The organism is Ruegeria sp. D1(2025), from assembly GCF_056536425.1.
On the sequence record NZ_JBQFPO010000006.1, the window covers coordinates 210011 to 229934 of the forward strand.

The following is a 19924-nucleotide window of genomic DNA, read 5'->3' on the forward strand; positions in this document are numbered from 1 at the left end:
GCAAAATAGTATGTTCCTCAGTCGTCCGCGCCACCTTGACTTTGGTCAGACAGGAACGTGTCAGGGCTGTCTACTTCTTCAAGTTTCCGGTTTTTGATCCACCAGAACCGGTTTCCTACATTCCGCAGAAAACTTCGGTCGTGACTGACCAGCAGGCAGGTTGCGCCATGTTCCGTCAGCTCGGCCTCAAGCGCCTCTTGCCCGTCGATGTCCAGATGATTGGTCGGTTCGTCGAGCAAATAGAAGTTAGGTGCCTTTAGCCGCAGCATCAGCATCGCCAGCCGGGCCTTTTGGCCGCCGGACAACGCTCCAATTGTCGTGTCTTGCATCTGGTAGTCTATTCCAGCGCCGGCCAGGACCGAACGCGCCCTCTGATCGCCGATGGAAAACTGTGCTACCACCATAGCCAAAGGAGTTTCCGCATCATCCAGCTGGCTCAGATGCTGATCGGAAAAGCCGGGAACAATGGACGCTGCGCATTTGATGCCATCTTCGGCCCCTGCCAGAGCTGCCTGTATCGTCTGAATCAAACGTGTCTTGCCAGCACCGTTCGCGCCAAGCATCACAACTCTGTCCCCGCGCGCAATCCACTTCCGGCCAGTCTTGAAAAGCAATTGCCCGTTTGGCGAGCGAACAGGCACATCATCCAAAAAGACAAGCGCCTTGGCATGAGTGCCGCTGTTCGCCAGCCGGATATCGCCTGCAGATTGTTCGTGGTGAACGTGACCGCTTGCCTGTTCCAGCTTGTCGGCCCTTAGTAGCAGCTGTTTGGTTTTGGTCAGCAACAGATCAGAGCCGGAATTCACACCAACGTTCTTCAGTTTTGCCGCCTGACGACGAAGCTGCCGGGCTTTGTTCAGTTCATTGGCTTGCTGCCGTCCATCGGCTGCGTCAGATTCTGCAAGGGCTGCACGTGCCGATGAGTATGACGCCGAAAACACGCGGGAATTTTCGGGGCGCAGAAACAAGGTACGATTGGTCGTGGCATCCAGAAACGCCCGGTCATGCGAGGCGATCACAACCGGCACGTCGCGTGGCAGCGCGCCCAGCCAGTTTTCCAGCAGCGCAATCCGGTTAAGGTCAAGGTGGTTGGTCGGCTCGTCCAAGAGCAGCAGGTCCGGCCTAGTGATCCAGACCGCGGCCAGCATGGCAGTGCGCCGCCATCCGCCGCTGAGATCGCGCAGCGGCCTGTGATGCAACTCATAGGGGATCTGAAGCTCATCCAGCACGACATCCACGCGCCAGCTTTCGTAGTCCGCCTGCTCTGGTGGCAGGCCCGCCAGGACCCAATCGTGCAAGCTGTGCGCCAGCGCACCGGTCGGAATGTCCTGTTTTACGTGTCCGGCCCGCAAGCCGCGAGCGCGGGTAACCTCTCCGGTTGTGGGTTCATGGTCGCCCGACAGGCATGCAAGCAGCGTGGACTTGCCGCGTCCGTTTGCGGCCACCAGACCGATCCGGTCGGCTTTTGATATGGTCAGGTTGAGGTCAGAAAATAAAGTCGCGCCAAGGTTCACGCCCAAGGCATTGATGTTGATGACAGTCATGGAAATCTCGCACCCAGAAGGTATGGCCGCACAGCGGCTTTGAGCAGACCGTCGATGAAAGGTGTCTCGGGTCGGCCCTGTAAACGGATCTACAGGGCGAAACGGGGACCGTGCTGAAGTCGGCGGATGATACGCATGTTCAGCTCGTGCCCTCCTTTTGTTGGTTGTTACCTTTGCGTCAGGCTAGGAAAACTGCGGGCGATTGGCAACCGCCTTGGCCATCCATCGCAGAAAATTTGGGTCAGTTTTGCCGGTTCACGTTGACGGTAGCCATTCTGAAGAAAATCGAATAATCAGAGCTTCACGACGTCATCAGGCAGAAAAACAGTCCCGTGTTCGACCTACCCGCGCAGCGCGCGCATCTTTCCGAAAAATATGACCTCAGCCCATCGCCGGAACTGGCCGCCAGCATGGCAGACATTTATGCGCGCATGTCCCGCGTTGTGTCCCCGGCGGACTGGGCGATCTATGCCCCTTACGTGAAGGCGATCAATGATCTGAAAGCCCAGCGGAATGCGGTCGTCCTGGGCCATAACTATATGACGCCAGAGATTTTTCACGGCATCTCGGACTTTGGGGGTGACAGCCTTCAACTGGCGATCAAGGCGACTGAGGTCGAGGCAGATGTGATCGTGCAATGCGGTGTGCATTTCATGGCGGAAACCTCCAAGATCCTCAGCCCGGAAAAGACGGTACTGATGCCGGATATGGAGGCGGGATGTTCGCTTGCCGAGTCCATTACAGCCGAGGGAATCGCGGAAATGCGCCGCCGCTATCCAGGCGCACCGGTTGTGTCCTATGTGAACACGACCGCCGAGGTCAAAGCCGCATCCGACATCTGCTGCACCTCGTCGAACGCGGCGCAGATCGTGGCCGCGCAGGACAATGAAACGGTCATCATGACGCCGGACCAGTACCTGGCCCAGAATGTGGCACGTGACGTGCCGCAAAAGAACGTGGTCTGGTGGGAAGGGTCCTGCATCGTTCACGAACAATACAGCGCCAGCGATCTGCGCGATTTCCGTGAATGGAATCCCGGTACGCGCCTGATTGCGCATCCTGAATGTCCACCGGACGTGGTGAATGAGGCCGACTTCTCCGGATCGACCAGCGGCATCATCAAGTATGTCACAGAAGAAAAGCCCGAGAAAGCACTGCTGATCACGGAATGTTCGATGGCGTCGAACATCGCCGATGAATTGCCCGAAGTCGAATTTGTCGGGCCGTGCAATATGTGCCCGTACATGAAAAAGATCACGCTGGAAAAGGTGCTTTATGCACTCGACACGATGACCGGTCAGGTCGAGGTTGACGCGAGCATTGCCGAAAAGGCGCGGTTGTCCGTGCAGCGAATGATCGACCTGTCCCGCAAGCTGGGTATTTGACCCAGCCGATGCAGGAAATTGTGACTCCAAGGGTGGTCATTATCGGCGCCGGGCTGGCCGCCGTTTACGCCGCGTTGAAGCTGGCACCACGACCCGTTGTCATGATTTCGCCCGAGCCGCTGGGGTCAGGGGCCAGTTCCGCATGGGCACAAGGCGGGGTCGCCGCTGCCATGGCTCCGGGTGACAGTCCTGAAGCCCATACCGAAGACACCATCCTTGCCGGGGCCGGGTCCGTTCTGCGTGAGGTTGCCGAATACGTGACCCGCTCTGCCCGCGACCATGTTCTGGATCTGACTGATCTGGGTACTGATTTCGATCGCACGCCGGACGGGGCCTATATTCAATCCCGCGAGGCCGCCCATTCCGCTGCGCGCGTGGTGCGGGTGAAAGGGGATCAGGCAGGCGCGGAAATCATGCGCGCTCTGATTGCCGAATTGCGCCGGACCCCGTCGGTTCAGGTGATCGAAGGGGTTCAGGCCATCGGGCTGGAAAGCGACGGCAAACATGTAAGCGGCGTCTACTTGACTGCTGCTGCCGACAACGGCGCCAAACCAGTGCTTCTGCGCGGGGCCGCACACATTCTGGCGACTGGCGGGTCCGCGGGGCTATACGCCCAAACCACCAATCCGGCGCGTATCCGCGGGCAGGGGATCGGCATGGCCGCCCGCGCCGGGGCGCGAATAGCTGATGCTGAGTTCGTCCAGTTTCATCCGACCGCAATGGATGTCGGCGAAGATCCAACGCCGCTGGCCACCGAGGCATTGCGCGGTGAAGGGGCGGTTCTGATCGACAAAGCCGGGAAGTGCTTCATGCAAGGGGTTCATGCCGATGGTGATCTGGCGCCCCGGGATATTGTTGCCCGGGCAGTTTACTTGCAGGCGCAATCCGGACAGCGGCCTGCGTTGGACACAAGGGCGGCCATTGGTGTGGAAATCACAACGCAATTTCCGGCCGTGACCGACGCCTGTATTCGCAATGGGGTGGATCCCGTTTCCCAACCGATCCCTGTCACGCCCGCAGCTCACTACCACATGGGGGGTGTTGAAGTAGAACTTAACGGGCGCAGCACCCTCACAGGGCTTTGGGTTTGTGGCGAAGCCGCATCCACGGGCCTGCACGGAGCCAATCGCCTCGCCTCAAACGGGTTGCTGGAGGCGTTGGTCTTTGCCCGCACCTGCGCCCAAGACATCGCAGCGAATACGGCAGCGGAGCCTTGCCCTGAGGTCTCGATTGACCCGGCTAAAGGTGACCCGAAAACAGAGGTCCCGGCGGTTTCAACTCTGCGGCGGGTCATGACGGATTACGTGGGCGTTGTTCGGAACGGCAAGGGATTGCGCCTAGCGCTGTCCGAAATCGCCAGGCTCGAAAAACAAAGTGCGGCATCGGCCACATTTCTGAACATGACCGCAACCGCCACCCTGATTACCGCGGCCGCGCTGATGCGCGAAGAAAGCCGCGGCGCGCATTTTCGGTCCGATTTTCCCCAGACAGATCCCGGCCCCGGTAAACGCTCAGCTTTGACACTCGGCGAGGCCGTGACACTGCGCGACCGCATCGCAAAGGTTCCACAATGACAATCCCGACATTGCCTGACATGATCCTGGAGCCCCTTGTCCGGGCTGCATTGATGGAGGATCTCGGCTCCAATGGCGACATCACCACCCTGACCGTTATTCCGGCAGGAACGCAGTACACGGCCCGTCTCAACGCGCGCGAAGACGCTGTTGTTTCCGGAATGCAGGTCGCGGAACTGGCTTTCCGTCTGGTCGACCCATCACTTCAGATTACGCCGCTTGTTGCCGACGGACAGCGGTGCGCCAAAGGTGAAACGCTGATGGAAATCAGGGGCAGCGCCGCCTCGATCCTGTCCGGAGAACGCGTCGCGCTGAACTTTGCCGGACGTTTGACTGGCGTGGCGACAAAAACAGCGGCCCTTGTGGCGGAAACCAAAGGTACAAAGGCGCGCATCACCTGCACCCGCAAGACCACGCCCGGCCTGCGTCTGGTCGAAAAACAGGCCGTCCTACACGGCGGCGGTTTCAATCACCGGTTTTCCCTGTCAGATGCAATCCTGATCAAGGATAACCATATCGCCGCCGCCGGTGGAATCGCCGCCGTTCTGCGGGCTACGAAATCCCGTGCCTCACACATGATGAAGGTCGAGATCGAGGTCGACCGCCTGGATCAACTGGCCGAAGTCCTGGATGTCGGTGGCGCGGATGTGGTTCTTCTGGACAATATGTCCGTGGAAACCCTGGCAAACGCGGTCGAGATGGTCGACGGACGTCTGGTAACCGAGGCGTCGGGAAACGTAACCCGTGAAACGGTAGCAGCAATCGCCGCCACCGGAGTGGACTATATCTCTTCCGGCGCGCTGACCCATTCCTACCGGACAATCGACCTAGGCCTGGATTTCTGAACTGGGCTCATCCCGTCTCAAAAAGCTAACAGGCCACACAGGGTCGAGAGCACAGCGGCCACATCCGAGTGAGGAGCGCAAGTTTTTCTCAAAACGCCCCATCTCCGATTGACGTTCGCTTCGAATTGACTAGAAAAGGCCGTCACAGTCCGGCCCAATACAGGGCTTGGCGAACATAACTAGGCCGCTGTAGCTCAGCTGGTAGAGCACGTCATTCGTAATTAGCGGGTCCCCGCGAGAATGACTTGCGAAACCAAAGAGTTCACGGCAAAGACATAGAACTAGTAGGGTCATAGTAGGGCCTGAAAGCCTCAATAGCTCAGCTGGTAGAGCAGGTCCTTCGTAAGGACAAGGTCGGGGGTTCGAGTCCCTCTTGAGGCACCACTTCCGCCAGGCGTTGCGCCTGGGTATCGGCAGCAGATTTGCGCAATTCACGTGACAACGTGAGAGCTTCACCAGCCGCTTCACGTGCCGCTGCCTCTGCCCACAGCTGGTCTACGACCGCTGCAAACCCAATCAAATCAATTGCGCCTAGCCGAAAGGCGTGCGGCTGCTCGCGACGGAAATGAGGTGCTGGAGTAGGGGCAATTGCTGCGCTGGCCACGAACGGCAGAGATGCGCGGAAAGCAGACTTTGGAAAGTGCAGCAGATTGCTCCAAACGGTCATTGCTTCAGATAGCAGCGTACGTCGGCTATGAGCCCAAATTGGTCTTTCGATTTTCACAGCCGCGTAGTTGCCGCAGTTCGTGGCAACTCAGATTTTCGATGCCGTGGCACCGCGGAGAAAACCTGCGCCGCGAACTCATGGAACGGTGGGCGATAGGGACGCGATAGTTTTTCGGCAGCGCGATCAGCTTCGGTCAGCGGGGATAGGTGATCGGGCAAATGCTTGAGCAGGGCGGTATCAAAAGGGGCATTCATCGTCTTTCTCCTTGTTCCTGTTGCCACTGTGACAGGGGTAAAAGATCTTCGCTTGAAGACAGCCCTTAGAAATCCCTGTGAATTCATTTGGATTTGTCTAGAATTTCAAAGATCATCTTGGATCAAAGGTTTGTCTCATTGTTTTACCGTTTTGGAGATTGCGAACTCGACACTGCCAGCCGCCGACTGAAATGCGCCGGTCTGGAAGTTGCCATCGAACCGCAAGTTTTCGATTTGCTGCGGCTTCTGGCGGAGAACCCTTCAAGATTAGTGACCAAAGATGAGATCATTGACGCCGTCTGGGGCGGACGCGTCGTTTCCGAAAGTGCCGTCAGCGCCCGGATCGCTGCAGCACGCCGTGCGATTGGAGACAACGGAAAGCAGCAGAAGGTAATTCGGACACATCACGGGCGAGGTCTGGAAATGGTTGCTGTTGTTACAGGCGGCGACGCCACCGACCGCCCAAATTTGGAAAAACCAATGGCTCCCAAGGTGCGATACACGATCTCAAAGCGCGGGCACTCTTTGGCCTATCTTGTTTCCGGTTCCGGGCCACCGCTGTTTCAACTTGATGGTCCGCCGCTTAGCAAGGAGAAGGCGTGGCACATACCGATCTTGCGAGATGGCTATGATGCCTATCGAGAGGGTCGTACGCTCATTCAAATGGACTGGGCCGGAACGGGTCTGTCGGAGGCGTTGGATGAAGCGCTTAGCATCGAAGAGAATGTCGAGGATATGGTCGCCGTTGCCGATGCCGCCGGGTTAGACCGATTTGCTCTCATGAGCGAATCTGGTGCGTGTTTGCCAGCCGTCCTATTCGCTGCAACGCATCCTGAGAGGCTCACACACCTTGTCATGGTTGGCGGGTATGCAGAGGGCCGCGGGATTCGTGAGGCGCAAGGCCAGCCCGAGGTCTTGAAGGCTATGATGGAGGCAGGTTGGGACCAGCATAAAGGCGGGATCGCCACTGCCTTTCTCACGGCCTATTTTCCCGAGGGTCCGGCCGAAGGCGTGCGGCAAATGGTGGGACTAATGCAGGAAAGCGCCTCTCAGAAATTCATGCTCGATCACCGCGACCGGTCCAACAATGCATCAATCATCGATGTATTGAAGAATGTCGAATGCCCGACTCTGATCATTCAAGGTCGTAAAGATTCAATACATCCCTTGGTGCAGGCGAAGAAACTTGCTGCAGGCATTCCCGGCTCGGAGCTGTTGGTGTTGGAAAGCGCGAACCACCTGCCTGTCCCTGGCCACCCAACATTCGATGTGTTTATCCAGGCGCTCCGGGGTTTTCTCGATGCCTGACAGATAAGGCGCGCGGCTGGAGGCAATGGCTCCTTCGTCCGCAACTTGGTCATTCCCGCAATAAATCTGAATGTCCGCCCCCCCTAAAAACCGAGCAACCTCCTGCATCTAAATAAAGAAGCAAATGCAGGAGTTTGATCCATGAAGTACTTGTCTGCCCTCGGCGTTCTCGTCGGGGGTTTTCTTTTGCACCCACCGCCCAAGGCTGTCCTGACGACGATGCTCTGGGTGGTGTCTCGGTCTCATCCCGCTGTCTCGGCGCTGGTTCTGCTGGCGGTCCTCTGGACGTGGAGGCCCGACGATGACTGAGCTGAAGCTTGTCTGACGTCAGCACCAATGGGACAGTTTGAAAGAGTTACTGCGACGGAGCTTTAGCCGGTGAGTATCCCTGAGTGCTGGACAGCGCTTGGCTGTCGCGTTGTTTGAATACAGGACCGCCAGCAAATCCGGGATCGATTTCGATTACATAGAGCTGACCCGCCTTCGCCTGAAGCTGTAATTGAGGTTTCTCCATAATCACCAATCCAAGTCCTACGTTCAAAACGCTCGCCACAGTCTCAGCATTCAAATTTACCGTTCCGGGGCTGACTTCTTGCACATGGCGTGTACCAATAGACATGTCTGCCACAGCATTACCGTTTACAAAGACCCTATAGATATTTGCGCTGCCTGCAAATTCGTTTCCACGGAAAAATACAACCATTGAACGATTCGCTGGAACGGTTGGTACCAGGCTCGTTGTTCCTTGATTTCCAATTGAATCGGTTGTCTTTGGAGATGGAGTTTCGCATCCTGCAATCAAGAGAGTGGCAATTGTCGCGGCGATGGGTAGAAGCTTCATTTCCGGCTCTCCTAGATCATTCTCCGAGCTTCGGTATTTGGAAAACCAGATTAATGAGAAACACTTTGTCATGTATTGACATACGTCAATATGAAGACCCCACCTACTTATTTGCGCCAGCAGCGTACCTGTGCAGTTGTACGATTCTGCAACCTGTCTCAAGGTAGTGCTCCGCGTCTGGGTAGATTGCACATCCTTTCCGCATTGGGCTCCCATCAGTCATTCGCAGCACTAGGATTGAACGTCCGCCCCCCCCCCAATCCGCCAGCACCAGCGACCCCCGTCAGCCCCCGGAACGACTCGTCAACGGTCCAGTCCTACGGACGCCGTCAGCACTAGAGAACGGCCTCTCCGGCGGTCAGAAGTGCCCCATAGCGGAACCAATGCTTTGGCCGACCCCCTGGCCCAAAACTTCAACCGCCTCTCAATGTGTATTTTTTCACCGGTTTTGGCCAAAACTGGAGTTTTTCAACGATACCCGCCCGAAGCAGACGTTCGGTACAGGATCGGCAAGCCCGCAAATCATAGCTGGTTTGAAGATCACGCGGTATCATCACTTGGTGGCCTCTTCCGGTTGCACCGGGTAGCCAGCAAGGGTCAGGCCTTCCATTATTTTGTCAATAAGCTCTTTGGGCATCCCACGTGCGCGAAACGGTGCACGCGGATCTGACTGGTATTCGGGGAACTGCTGTTTGATATATTCTACGGTCTCTTCAGCCTTCATTTGCTGCCCGTTTAGGGCATAGCTGGCCGCAAGACTTGCTTTGTTCATGGGCAATCTACCCGCCGCAGCCAACTGTATTTTGATTGCTTCCTCGTAATCACCGCGAGAAATAGCATCCAGATGCGCCGCATAGGTATAGCCCGAATGCAGTTTTGGGTTGAGCGCCCGTGCCCGGTCGATCCATGCCAACCCCGTTTCAAAATCACCTGAATAGGCAAAGAAAATACCCAGATCAGCTAGAATCCAAGAGTCATTCGGGTTCAGTGCCACCGCACGCTCAGCATGTTTACGGTAGACATCCATGCTCTCACCCAGCAACCGGCTCCGTACTGCCAGTGCGTAATATGCATCTGGGTTATCGGGATCTGCTTCGATGGCATGTTGAGCCGCGTCAAAGCTTTTCTGAGCCCAATCGGGATCAAGGTCGTAAGAGTTCTTTTTTGAATCAAGGTAGTTGTACGCGAGGCGCGACCAACCCAATGAATAGCCTGGCTCTTCCCGCACGGTCCGCAGCAGACAATCGCGTGCCTTTCGGTGCTCGGGCAGTGCAAAGGTCTGATAAAACCAGTGTGCGGTCATAAAGCACTCATATGCATCGAGGCTTTCGGGCGCCTTTTCGCGGATCGTTTTCAGAACATCGGCCTTGAACAATGGGGCATCGCTCGATCCGATAAGCGAGGCAATCTTGCTGGCGACTTCCACCTGCACGTCCAGAACGCTCGCAAGGCTCAGGTCGCTTTCAAAGGGGCCAGGAGCCTGAAGCTGCAGACAAGTTTTTGCATCGGTAAACGTGGTGGTGACGCGAAGCTTGTCGTCAGAACGCTGCACCGTGCCACCCAGTATGTAATCCACAGCCAGCTCATCGCGGATCGCTTGGCAGCCCGCATTTTCTCTGAATGCCTTGCCGGCCCCTGGCGCCAATACGAACAGGTTAGTGAACTTGGCGAGCATCACGTTAATATCGCGGGTCAGGCCATCGCTGAAATAGTCGTCCTGCGGACCGCCGCCGACATTCTCGAAGGGTAGGATCAGCACCTTTGGTCCGGTTGGCAGGGCATAGGCCTCTTCTTTTGGGTAGAACTGGTACGCCAAACCTGCAAGCGCCAGAACAGCTGCAGCAACCACGGCGCCCAATTTTCGACTATCACGCCGCGGTGCCGGCTTAACCGCCTTGTCCGCTGGCCAAGTCCAGAGTTCCACGCTTCGAGTGATGTTCTTCAACTCGTGGATGCCAGAATGCCCGAACTCGACATCCAGCTTTCCTATGACCATTTCGGCAACCGGTTTCGATACAACGATCCCGCCGGGGGGCGCCAAGGCCTCGAGCCGCGCAGCAACATTGACCCCATCACCCAGCAAGTTATCACCCCGGACCATTACATCACCAAGATGAATACCAATGCGAAACTGCAGCCCTTTGGGCCCTGGGCTTTCCGCGGCGCGCCGGGCCATATCCCCCTGTGCAGCCAATGCCGCCTGTACCGCTTTGACCGGGCTGGAAAATTCAGCCACCACGCTGTCCCCGGCACTACCGAAGATCCGACCGCCATGGCTTGAAATTTGCGCGTCAATCAGTTCCCGGCAGACCGTCAGTTCGGCCAGAGCCGCTTCCTCGTCCTCGCCCATTAGCCTTGAATATGCGACAGCATCCGCAGCGAGGATTGTGGCCAACCGTCGTTCCATCAGAACCTCTCAGTGACTGAGTTTAGCCTAATGGTGAGATTTTTCTATGCGCGTTAACGAGCAGCTTCGAATGTCGACTCTGTCCGCAGAGCGGACGTCGGTTGCGATTTCGTGAATGACAGCATCGAGCCCAGTGCTGCCACAGTTGGACAGCCTCAATGCCGCAAGCGCATTCGACCGTACCCTGCCCAATGCGGACATTGGCCGTCGCGAGTAAATTTGCGCAAATGCGGGATATACTGACTCGATTTTAAACGCTGGCATGAGCCAAACCATCACAGCTTGCCTTCTGAAAGAATGATGCTTGGTGGCTCTTTGATTGCTTGAAACGGATGCTCTTCACCGAACTGGAATTCTGCAAAGGCGATTTCTGCCATCTTTCTGTGGCCTAGCAATTCCAAAACAACATGTTGGGTTGCTGCGGATGACAATTCTCCCATTACCAATTGAAACCCTTGGCTTCGGGCAAGGTTATGCGCGGCAGCCCGCATCTTCTGGTAGACACCTTTCCCAGCGGCTTCTTTCGATACCGCCGCCATATCCACGAGAATAGCTTCTCCAAAAGATACATCCCTCTTACTCTGGTATTGGCGACACAGGTCTTTTGTAAGGGCCGATAAGGACGAGAATCTGGGGTCATCATTGGTTTCTTCGACGAGCTGTCGAGCGAAATCAGTAACGATGAGGCAACCCACAAGATGGCCCGAGTGGCTGTCTGTCGCTGCAATTGACAGCCCTTCTTTCACCATCAACTCGAAGGGATCGCGCAGATATTCCTTGTACTCGTTCAGTCCGATCTTCAGAGCGCGATGAAGCGTGCTTGCTTCCGCGAACGTTTGTGTGGCCAGGTTGAAGGCGGAGTCCAGATGAACTAAGCCGAGTATCTTTATTTCAATCGCCATGGTGACCTCTGGAACAGTCTTGGTCCGACAAAGAAGCGGTCAAACCAGTTGGTCATGCTTTTCGAAGGCACTTTTAGCATGCAACGGCTCAGCGAAAAGCCACACATGTTCTGACAACCTGGCCCGTCGGCAGTCGGTCGGACTTAAACCGGAGCTAGCCTGACCTAGGTCACTCAAGGAATGCCAGTCGTTCAATCTGGTTCTTCGGTCCTACTTCGTAGCCCCGGCGACTATAGTTTTACCGAGTGACGGTGGTTACATAGAAGGGTAAATTGATTGAAGCTAAGTTTTTCGATCCGGTGCCTCTGGGGGTTTTTGCGAGAAAGACAGTCAAAGCCAAAAAGTGAAGGCCTTTTGATGTTTCTATACCGAGTCTCGCGCCTCGCGCTTGTACTGAGCCTCATTATTGCTGTCTTGTCATTGAACAGCCCTGCAACTGCTCAGGATTCGACCAAACTTGAAGCCGCAGCCCAAGCGTCTCTTGGCGGACCCGGGTCTGCCAGTGCACAACAGGAAACTGACCGTCTGCGTAGACTAGAGAACTCGCGTTGGCCTGGCTTGGACCGAACCATCGATCCGGCTGAAACTGCGCTCGGTCGTCTAAGGGAAAACACAGGACTTGCCCTCAGCTTTGACTATCAGGCGATGTATCAGCACAGTTCCCACAGTTTGAACGGCCAAGATAAGGCTGCCTCTGGCCAGCTCAGAATGATCGGAACTTGGGAGCTGGCAAACCGAGCTGGCGAGAACCCAGGAAGTCTCGTCTTCATTCTGGAAAACCGGCACCAGCTTGGTCAGACCATTGCGCCTTCGGCGCTGCCTGCGCAGATCGGGTATCAGGGCGTTACTGGGCTGACTTTCGGTGACACAGACACAACTCTGTCCGTCGCTTATTGGCAGCAGGCTCTCGCGGGTGGTCGCGCTGGACTTGCCGTGGGCCGGATCGACCCGGGGGACTACTCGGACATCCTTGGATACGTGAACCCGCGGACGACCTTTTCCAACTTCTCGATCCTGTTCAGCCCGGTTCTGCCGATCCCCGACCCGGGCTTTGGTATTGCTGGCGGAGGCTACCTGACCGACCAGATTTACCTGCTCGGTTTGGCTTCCGACGCCAACGGCTCACTCACGGATGTCGAATGGTTCCCTGACGGGGCCGAGTTTTACAAATATGCCGAGATCGGCTGGACACCTGAGCGCTCCAAACGCTTTCTGACCAATGTGCATCTGGGACTGTTCCACACCGACGAACGGGCCCAAGCTGGCGTGCCAGAAACCTACGGAGTAACGCTTTCGGCCAACTACACATTCGATAGCCAAGTGATGATCTTCGGGCGACTGGGCTGGTCCAATGGTGGTGGGGCGCTGGCAAAGCGGGCTGTCAATGCGGGCCTGTTGTGGCGGCCGGGCGCCTACGACGACCTCTTCGGCCTCGCTGCCACTGTTGCAGAACTGACGACACCGGGTCTGCCCAACCAGACAACCATTGAAGCCTTCTATCGCCTTGATCTTGCCGACAACCTGGCCTTGACTGCTGATGTGCAGTATCTCAATAACCCAGGATCAAACACGAACGATCCGCTGGTTTTCGGTTTGCGGTTGCGGATCAATCTCTGAGAGCTAGGCCGCAATGGCACCCTAGTCCCTCCTCGTATCCTCGTGATCCGGGATCTCCGCGTGCCACTGGTATTGCTTGTCATCATAGTCGAGGACGATGTCGCCGTCGGTGATTGGCTTATAGCGAATGGGCTGGCCGGGTCGGGCACCAATCTGGCTTTCTCCGTCCCTAACAACGAAGGTTCCCGAGACCAAAACATGCGGTATCCCGGTGGGTGAACTTGCCCGGTTACCGATCTTCATGTCTGCATTGTCTGCGATGGTTTCTGGGTCAAAGATCGTGATGTCAGCAATCATCCCTTCCTGCATGCGACCACGCTCCTGCATCGACTTGAGGCCAAGGCGCGAAAGATACTTGGCTGGTGTGTAAGAGGCATTGTTGACGATGTTCATGAGGGGAATGCCCAGTTCGCGGGCCAGCCGGAAGACATATGAATAGCTCCGGGCATTTCTGGGATGGCCACCATAGAGGCTCGGGTCGGCGTCCTCGGGCAGCACGTTCCCGTCCTTGTCGAAATAGGTGATCACGTCGTTGCCGATTGCGACATCTTTCATATAGGGCCACTGGTTCAGCCACTTCTCATCCCGAACCAGAACAAAAACCCCCATGCCGGGGTTCTCTGCCTGCATCTTTTCGAACTCCTCTTCTGATGAGAAGGGCTTGCCGGTCTGCGGGTTGTAGATAGTCGAGGTCGGGTCCATATTGTTGGCCGCCCGAAGCTCGGGTGACATCAATTGCGGGGTGGCGATATTGGGATTTCCGAAGACCGAAGGATAATACTCGCAGAAGATGGTATAGCCTTTCTCCTGCAAACGTTGACAGATCTCATAGGTCTCCTGCCACTCGGAGTTCTGCATGTGAGACATGACCGCTGCACCGTCGAGAACAACCATGTTGGCGACAACTTCACGCACTCCGATTGTGTAGTCGGTCGGCAAGCTTTCGGTCGGACCAAAGCGGGTATGTGCACCAAAGATCCGGTCGTACTTCTTCGCTAGTTTTTGTAGGTCGAATATCTCGTAGGTGGGTGTGCCGTATCCCATGTATCCGACTGTAGTGTTGACCGAGACTGCTCCCTCACGAATGCCCTGTTCGAACATGCGCAGGATTTCCTTGTGCTGTTCGTCCGACGGTACTTCCACGGCCCATTTGGATGCGCCCCCCGTCTTCTTCGCCATTGCCTCGGCATAGGCACGCGAGGTCAGGACATAGGTCGGGTCGGAAGTCTCCTCGGGGCTCATACCATCCATGATGACCCGGCGCACCTCTTCGTGGCTGACGCCGACACCGAAATTCAAGAGCGAATCTTCGTTGTAGCGATCATAGAAGAACGGAACATTAGCCACTCCTACCTCGATATCGAGCAGCGTCGTCGTTCCATCCCGAGCCATCATGGCCTGCTCAAACGGCGCAAAGGAATGCGAATGTGTGTTGATGAACCCCGGAGCCATCACGTGCCCGCTTACATCTAGTGCTTCTTTGCCAGAGATGGGTTCCTCTGTAATAGCCGCAATCCGATCCCCTTTTACGCAAACGTTCCGGACGGCATCGAGCCCGGTTTCTGGGTCCATGACCCGGCCGTTCAGCAGAGCAAGGTCGCAATCCTGGGCAGATACAGCGGTGCTTACTAGGGTCAACGATATCGCGGCTATGACGTTCTTCATGTGATTGGCTCCCCGTTTCTGGAGTCTAAAATGCTCTGGTTCCTATGGATTTTGGCAGATTTTAGCTGCCATGTTTTGTCCATATATCAGATAGAGGGCGAATTTTGGCGCAATATGACAATTCGTTGGAATGGCGATATTGACGAAATTGCAGCAGGTTGAGACCAACAACTCATGAAAAAATGTGTGAAGACAGAAATCCCGCTGGTTCGAGCCAGTATGTTGGTTCCTTTTCGGATTGCGCTAAGGGAAGGCGGCATTCCGGAACAGCAGGTTCAGCATAAAATCGGGGCGGAATGGGCGTCGCTCGATGAAGAGTATGTCCCATCCACAGTCTCCTACTCATTCGCGAACGCTGTCGCCGAGGTGCTGGGCAATCCAACTCTAGGTTATCAGATTGGCGCTACGACGCCTTTTCCAAAACTTGCCAATTTGGAGGTCCTCCGACCTTCTGGCGCTATGCTGGTAGAGTATCTTACGGCTCTTATCGTTGATGCGCCATGTCTGACAAATCAGGCAAACTACGACCTGAAAATTGACGGACAATTCGCTGTTCTTTCCCAGCATCGATTTTTCACACCTCCAGTCATTCCCGAGCAACCTGATGGGTTTTTCGCAGGGATGATGCTTCGCCTTGTGCAGGGATGTGCAGGGGGCCATTGGGCGCCAGATGAATTCCGTGTCCGTGTCAGTTCCGCACGTGCCATTCCTGACTGGGCACTTCCAAGGAACTCGATCACACAATGCCGGAAGGCTGATGTTCAATTCCGGTTTCCAGCTGCTTGGCTGCTTCTGAGCGGAGATCCTGAGGCGGACATTACAAGCCTTGGCGGAACGCATTACATTGGCGGTATCGAAGTTGTGGTCACCAAGTTGGTCGAAGACCATCTGCACGACGCCACTCTGGGACTTGAGCAAATAGCCTCGGTGCTTTCCATGTCAACGCGGTCTCTGCAAAGACAACTTCTAGCTTCCGGAGTCAGCTTTCGGGAGATAGTCCGAAGTAACAAGGAGCGGCTGGCGAAGCGTCTGTTGAACGATAAACAGCATTCGATCCAAGAAGTGGGAGAAGCAATAGGGTTCTCCGAACCCGCCTCCTTCACTCGGGCGTTCCGGCAATGGACTGGTAAAACACCTAGCGAGTTCAGGCGAAACGCCTCCCCTGAATAAATTTGTCTGGCACCCAAGCGCATGAAAGGATCAATCCACCAGGTTCAATCAATATCAGTGTTTAGGTGAGAGCCCAGTGAGATTCCGAAATCGGGAGCGCCCACTTGGTGATCCTTGTCAAAGTGTTCGGTAGACTTCGTCATTTGTTCAGATTTACAAGGTCCGCTTTCAGCGCATTCCAGACATTCGGATCTGACCAAGTTGCTGGTGCGGCGAATGACGGCTCAGTCCGCGAAGTAGACGTTCAAGCAAGTTTCAGCGAATGTCTGCTTCGAGCCCAAAGCGGACATACCCAACCTCCGCAAAATGTGTTGCTTGATAAAGGGCAGACTGTCCGCCACTCTTTCCGGATTGGTAGTTTGGGGTTTTGTCATGACGGATAGTTTTGACGTCATTATCGTTGGCGCCGGAAGTGCTGGATGCGTCCTCGCCGCTCGTTTGACCGAAGATGTGAAGCGTTCCGTTTTGTTATTAGAGGCCGGTGGATCGAACGACGACCCCCGGGTTTCCACACCCGCAAAATTTGGCGCTCTCACTAATACACGTTTCGATTGGGCATTTCGGACAGCTCCGCAGGGCGAACTTTCGGGACGCCAGATCGCCTATCCGCGCGGTCGATGTATCGGCGGCACTGGTTCGATAAACTACATGATATACCTGCGCGGGCATCCGGCAGACTACAACACGTGGTCCCAAATGGGCGCAACGGGCTGGGGATGGGACGGTGTGCTGCCCTATTTCAAGAAGGCTGAGAATTGGGAAATCGATGGAGATCCGTCGATCCATGGGGACGGCGGCCCGCTGACTGTGACTAAGCCAGGCGAGCGGTCGCCCTTAACCGAGACATTTATAGAAGCCTGCCAGCAGGCCGGGATTCCATTTAATGGCGATCTGAATGGCATGGAACTGGACGGCTGTGGTTATTTCCCCGCGACCTTGCAAGAGAACAGGCGGGGCAGCACCGCGCAGACATACCTCTCCGCGGCGATGGGGCGTCCCAACTTGACCGTTGTGACCGGTGCGACGGTTATGTCGTTGCAATATAAGGGCAGTTCTGTGACCGGTGTGAATTATCTTGCCAAGGGAGAACTGAACCATGCAACTGCACAGGAAACCGTCTTGGCGGCGGGGGCCGTAGGCTCACCTCAGATATTGCAACTTTCAGGAGTTGGCCCTGCAGACCTTTTGAACGATGTCGGAGTCCGGGTAAAGCATGACCTGCCCGGCGTGGGTGAAAATCTGCAGGATCACTTCCATTACCGCGCCCGTTGGGAAATCGATCAGCCTTTGACCTTCTATGGCCGAAGCGCAGAGCAAGCGGCAGAGGTTGAGCGCCTATACTCGGAGGAGTCGCGCGGTCCCCTGACAACGAACCACTTTGAGTCTGGTGCGTTTCTGAGATCCGGGCCCCATGTCGATATTCCCGACATAGAACTGCTTATGATCCCATATTTCATAAGCTTGGGAGCCCCGGAGTATCGCCCACCGGATCGCCACGGTTTCACAATCTCTGGTTTTCCGACCAGTCCTTGGAGTCGAGGGCGTGTGACTATTGCATCAAACGACCCATTGGATCGGCCCATTATCGATCCTGGATATCTAAGCGACCCGGCGGATGTCGATCTGATGCGCTCGATCATCAAGGAAGCGCGGAAGATTGTATCACAGGAAGCCTTTTCGAAGCTTAATCCGGTTGAGATATCTCCGGGGGCGGACGCCCAGAGCGACGAAGAACTTCTTGCGGACATTCGTGAGATTTCGTCGACGTCCTTTCATCCCGTTGGCAGTTGCAGGATGGGGCAAAGCGATGATTGCGTCGTAGCTCCTGACTTGAAAGTGCACGGGCTTGAAGGGTTGAGCGTTGCCGATGCGTCTGTGATGCCGCAAATGAACACCGGACACCCCAACGCGCCGGTGATTATGATTGCTGAAAAAGCTGCCGACATGATCGCCAGGCGCGTTTGAGTGTAATAATTGCTAAGCATCAGACAACCGACTTTTTGTCACAGGATCAGGCCCCGACCTAGAACCGCAGACCGAAGCCTATCGAAAAACCGGAAAATCCTTCGGCAACTACAGCGTTAAACATTACACGTCCTGCTTGAACGGCTGGCAGACCGGTCAGGCGAGTATCAATCTCAAGTCCTACGCCAGCTGTGGCCAGCCAATCGGTGCCAAGAACGGTTGCACTGTCGCCGTGATACAGCACAACACCAGCATCCAGAACGAGTTGTGTTGGGAGTTCGAAGAGATAGACGTTTTCCAGCGGATAGCGATGACGTGAGAACAGGGTTGTTTGGTTTGAACTCGCACTTGCGTTCCCAGCCTCAGGCTCGTTGATCGGGTTAAAATCCAAGAATGTTTGACGGATACGGTATTCCCCCTGCCACGATCCAAATTGCGCCTCTCGGAAGATACCAAGCGAAGCACCAACCCCGAATGCGTTTAAGTCTCCGTCGATCAAATCGTTGGAGCTAGATGCCGAACGCAGCAATGGAAAGCCGCCAAGAAAAGCATCCGCAGTCACTTGGCCAAGTGAAAGATGTCCGACCGGACGAACTTTCCACTCGTTTACCAATGGAAATTCCCAACCGATGCCGACCGTTGCTGCCACGCTTGACCAAGTTACATCCAACTCAGTGCCGGGGGCGATCTCTGGAAAGAAGAGTACCGGGTTATATTTTTGATAGGCAACAAGACCCTCTACATACAGCCCGTTTTCAAGTGGCTTGTAACCTCCTCGCAGTTGCGTAGAGCGTAGACTCTTGGCACCTCCGGAAGCATCAAGAAAAGAAAACGAGGATAAAGTCTCGTTTGGGGTGGCGGCGATACTCAAGACAGACAAAGCCGCTCGCGCTGCGGCCTCAGAGGCATCAGGGTCCACGCTTTGAGCATTGGATGGACTAGTTGAACTTGCAGTTGAAAACACCGCGAAAGCAAGAAATCGTCTCAATGTACAGGCTCATTTGTCGGATAAAATGGAAGACTTAGCGATGTCCCTTAAGCTTAGCATTGCCGGGATAAGAATGCCCCGCCTATTGCCATATTTGTTTTGCTGTTAGGCAATTTGGTCTCGATTGTGAGGGTCTCGCCCCCAACTGCTTCCTTAACCGCCTAAGAGGGGACCTAAATTGGGGAATACCAGTCAGCAATGTGAATTGAACTCGTCGCCGCAATGTCCGCTCCGCATTGATAACCCGTATCCAACAAAAAGAGGCAGGTGACAGCTTCGAGCCCAAAGCGGACCAGCACCAAGACCCATAATTTTCTTACACCGACGATAGCCTCAAGCGGCTGTCAATTTTACCAAAGTAGCAGGCTTGCTTTTTGCGCCTTGAAACCTTTTGTAGTCGGAAAAAGCGAGCGCATCCTGGCAACAAGCTCGATCTCGCCATCCAGCATCATTCGGACAGTGTTCAACCAGTTATTGAAGGTTTCAGATTCCCAATGATCCTGGACCGCAGCTTCATCCCTGAAAACTTCGTAGAAATAGAAACGATTTGGGTTTGCCTCATCCGCCATAATGTGAAACTGGAAAACTTCGGGTTCTTCACTGACAACATTTTGCGCTTGGAAAATACTGGCATCCAAAAAGGGCTGTCGATACTCAGGTTTGACGTTGATCACGAAGAAACCACCAAACATTGCTTCGTCCATAATTTTCTCCTTCATTGACCTACAAGCGGACGAAGGTCACAAAATACGCCAATCCTCTTGCAGGGTATTAACCTACAGCATTGCTATA

16 protein-coding genes, 1 tRNA gene and 1 pseudogene are annotated in these 19924 nt (G+C 55.3%); 9 read left to right on the forward strand and 9 right to left on the reverse strand.

Translation table 11 applies throughout. The annotated features are described in order from the left end of the window. Nucleotides 1-17: 17 nt before the first annotated feature. Nucleotides 18-1544, reverse strand: coding sequence for an ABC-F family ATP-binding cassette domain-containing protein (locus tag ACR1XU_RS15690; protein WP_480908748.1), 1527 nt, complete (start codon nucleotides 1542-1544; stop codon nucleotides 18-20). 332 nt (nucleotides 1545-1876) lie between these two features. On the opposite strand from ACR1XU_RS15690, the gene nadA reads away from it, so the two are divergent. The 4 genes from nadA to ACR1XU_RS15710 all read left to right on the forward strand — a co-directional run bounded on the left by nadA (nucleotide 1877) and on the right by ACR1XU_RS15710 (nucleotide 5732). Next, nucleotides 1877-2929: a quinolinate synthase NadA gene (gene nadA, locus ACR1XU_RS15695; RefSeq protein ID WP_480908747.1), complete on the forward strand. Its 1053-nt coding sequence runs from the start codon at nucleotides 1877-1879 to the stop codon at nucleotides 2927-2929. A gap of 8 nt (nucleotides 2930-2937) precedes the next feature. Continuing rightward, the gene (locus ACR1XU_RS15700; protein WP_480908746.1) at nucleotides 2938-4503 is read left to right on the forward strand and encodes an L-aspartate oxidase; all 1566 of its coding nucleotides are present in this window, start codon (nucleotides 2938-2940) and stop codon (nucleotides 4501-4503) included. Further along, nucleotides 4500-5348, forward strand: coding sequence for a carboxylating nicotinate-nucleotide diphosphorylase (gene nadC, locus ACR1XU_RS15705; protein ID WP_480812857.1), 849 nt, complete (start codon nucleotides 4500-4502; stop codon nucleotides 5346-5348). The genes ACR1XU_RS15700 and nadC overlap by 4 nt, the downstream gene beginning before the upstream one ends. A 308-nt stretch (nucleotides 5349-5656) precedes the next feature. Next, nucleotides 5657-5732 (forward strand) — tRNA-Thr (locus tag ACR1XU_RS15710). Between the two features lie 336 nt (nucleotides 5733-6068). Here ACR1XU_RS15710 and ACR1XU_RS15715 read toward each other — a convergent pair. After that, nucleotides 6069-6269, reverse strand: a complete 201-nt coding sequence (locus tag ACR1XU_RS15715; protein WP_170682861.1) for a hypothetical protein — start codon at nucleotides 6267-6269, stop codon at nucleotides 6069-6071. A gap of 87 nt (nucleotides 6270-6356) precedes the next feature. Between ACR1XU_RS15715 and ACR1XU_RS15720 the strand changes: the two genes are divergently transcribed. After that, on the forward strand, nucleotides 6357-7577 hold the full coding sequence (locus tag ACR1XU_RS15720) for an alpha/beta hydrolase (protein WP_480908745.1): 1221 nt from the start codon (nucleotides 6357-6359) through the stop codon (nucleotides 7575-7577). Nucleotides 7578-7718: 141 nt separating this feature from the next. Beyond that, entirely contained in the window at nucleotides 7719-7886 is a 168-nt protein-coding gene (locus ACR1XU_RS15725) for a hypothetical protein (protein WP_170611812.1), read from the forward strand. Between the two features lie 46 nt (nucleotides 7887-7932). Here the strand turns inward: ACR1XU_RS15725 and ACR1XU_RS15730 are convergent, their stop codons facing one another. The 4 genes and pseudogenes from ACR1XU_RS15730 to ACR1XU_RS15745 form a co-directional block, all read right to left on the reverse strand. Next, on the reverse strand, nucleotides 7933-8418 hold the full coding sequence (locus ACR1XU_RS15730) for a hypothetical protein (RefSeq protein WP_480909218.1): 486 nt from the start codon (nucleotides 8416-8418) through the stop codon (nucleotides 7933-7935). A 553-nt stretch (nucleotides 8419-8971) separates the two neighbouring features. Beyond that, complete coding sequence (locus ACR1XU_RS15735; protein WP_480909255.1) at nucleotides 8972-10363, reverse strand: hypothetical protein; 1392 nt, start codon at nucleotides 10361-10363, stop codon at nucleotides 8972-8974. Between the two features lie 54 nt (nucleotides 10364-10417). After that, nucleotides 10418-10825: pseudogene (locus ACR1XU_RS15740) on the reverse strand (adenylate/guanylate cyclase domain-containing protein); the annotation flags it as partial. A gap of 275 nt (nucleotides 10826-11100) precedes the next feature. Then, on the reverse strand, nucleotides 11101-11727 hold the full coding sequence (locus tag ACR1XU_RS15745; RefSeq protein ID WP_480909221.1) for a hypothetical protein: 627 nt from the start codon (nucleotides 11725-11727) through the stop codon (nucleotides 11101-11103). Between the two features lie 708 nt (nucleotides 11728-12435). On the opposite strand from ACR1XU_RS15745, the gene ACR1XU_RS15750 reads away from it, so the two are divergent. After that, a complete protein-coding gene (locus ACR1XU_RS15750; protein WP_480909224.1) occupies nucleotides 12436-13344 on the forward strand; it encodes a carbohydrate porin in 909 nt (302 codons plus the stop codon). Nucleotides 13345-13365: 21 nt separating this feature from the next. Here the strand turns inward: ACR1XU_RS15750 and ACR1XU_RS15755 are convergent, their stop codons facing one another. Then, nucleotides 13366-15009 (reverse strand): amidohydrolase family protein, encoded by a 1644-nt coding sequence (locus tag ACR1XU_RS15755; RefSeq protein WP_480909227.1) that lies wholly within the window; start codon nucleotides 15007-15009, stop codon nucleotides 13366-13368. 186 nt (nucleotides 15010-15195) lie between these two features. Between ACR1XU_RS15755 and ACR1XU_RS15760 the strand changes: the two genes are divergently transcribed. Next, on the forward strand, nucleotides 15196-16179 hold the full coding sequence (locus ACR1XU_RS15760; protein ID WP_480909230.1) for a helix-turn-helix domain-containing protein: 984 nt from the start codon (nucleotides 15196-15198) through the stop codon (nucleotides 16177-16179). Nucleotides 16180-16551: 372 nt separating this feature from the next. After that, on the forward strand, nucleotides 16552-18144 hold the full coding sequence (locus ACR1XU_RS15765; protein WP_480909232.1) for a GMC family oxidoreductase: 1593 nt from the start codon (nucleotides 16552-16554) through the stop codon (nucleotides 18142-18144). 58 nt (nucleotides 18145-18202) lie between these two features. On the opposite strand, the gene ACR1XU_RS15770 is transcribed toward ACR1XU_RS15765, so the two are convergent. Both ACR1XU_RS15770 and ACR1XU_RS15775 read right to left on the reverse strand, forming a co-directional pair. Next, nucleotides 18203-19132, reverse strand: a complete 930-nt coding sequence (locus tag ACR1XU_RS15770; protein WP_480909235.1) for a hypothetical protein — start codon at nucleotides 19130-19132, stop codon at nucleotides 18203-18205. Between the two features lie 350 nt (nucleotides 19133-19482). Beyond that, on the reverse strand, nucleotides 19483-19836 hold the full coding sequence (locus tag ACR1XU_RS15775; RefSeq protein ID WP_480714036.1) for a putative quinol monooxygenase: 354 nt from the start codon (nucleotides 19834-19836) through the stop codon (nucleotides 19483-19485). Nucleotides 19837-19924 lie beyond the last annotated feature (88 nt).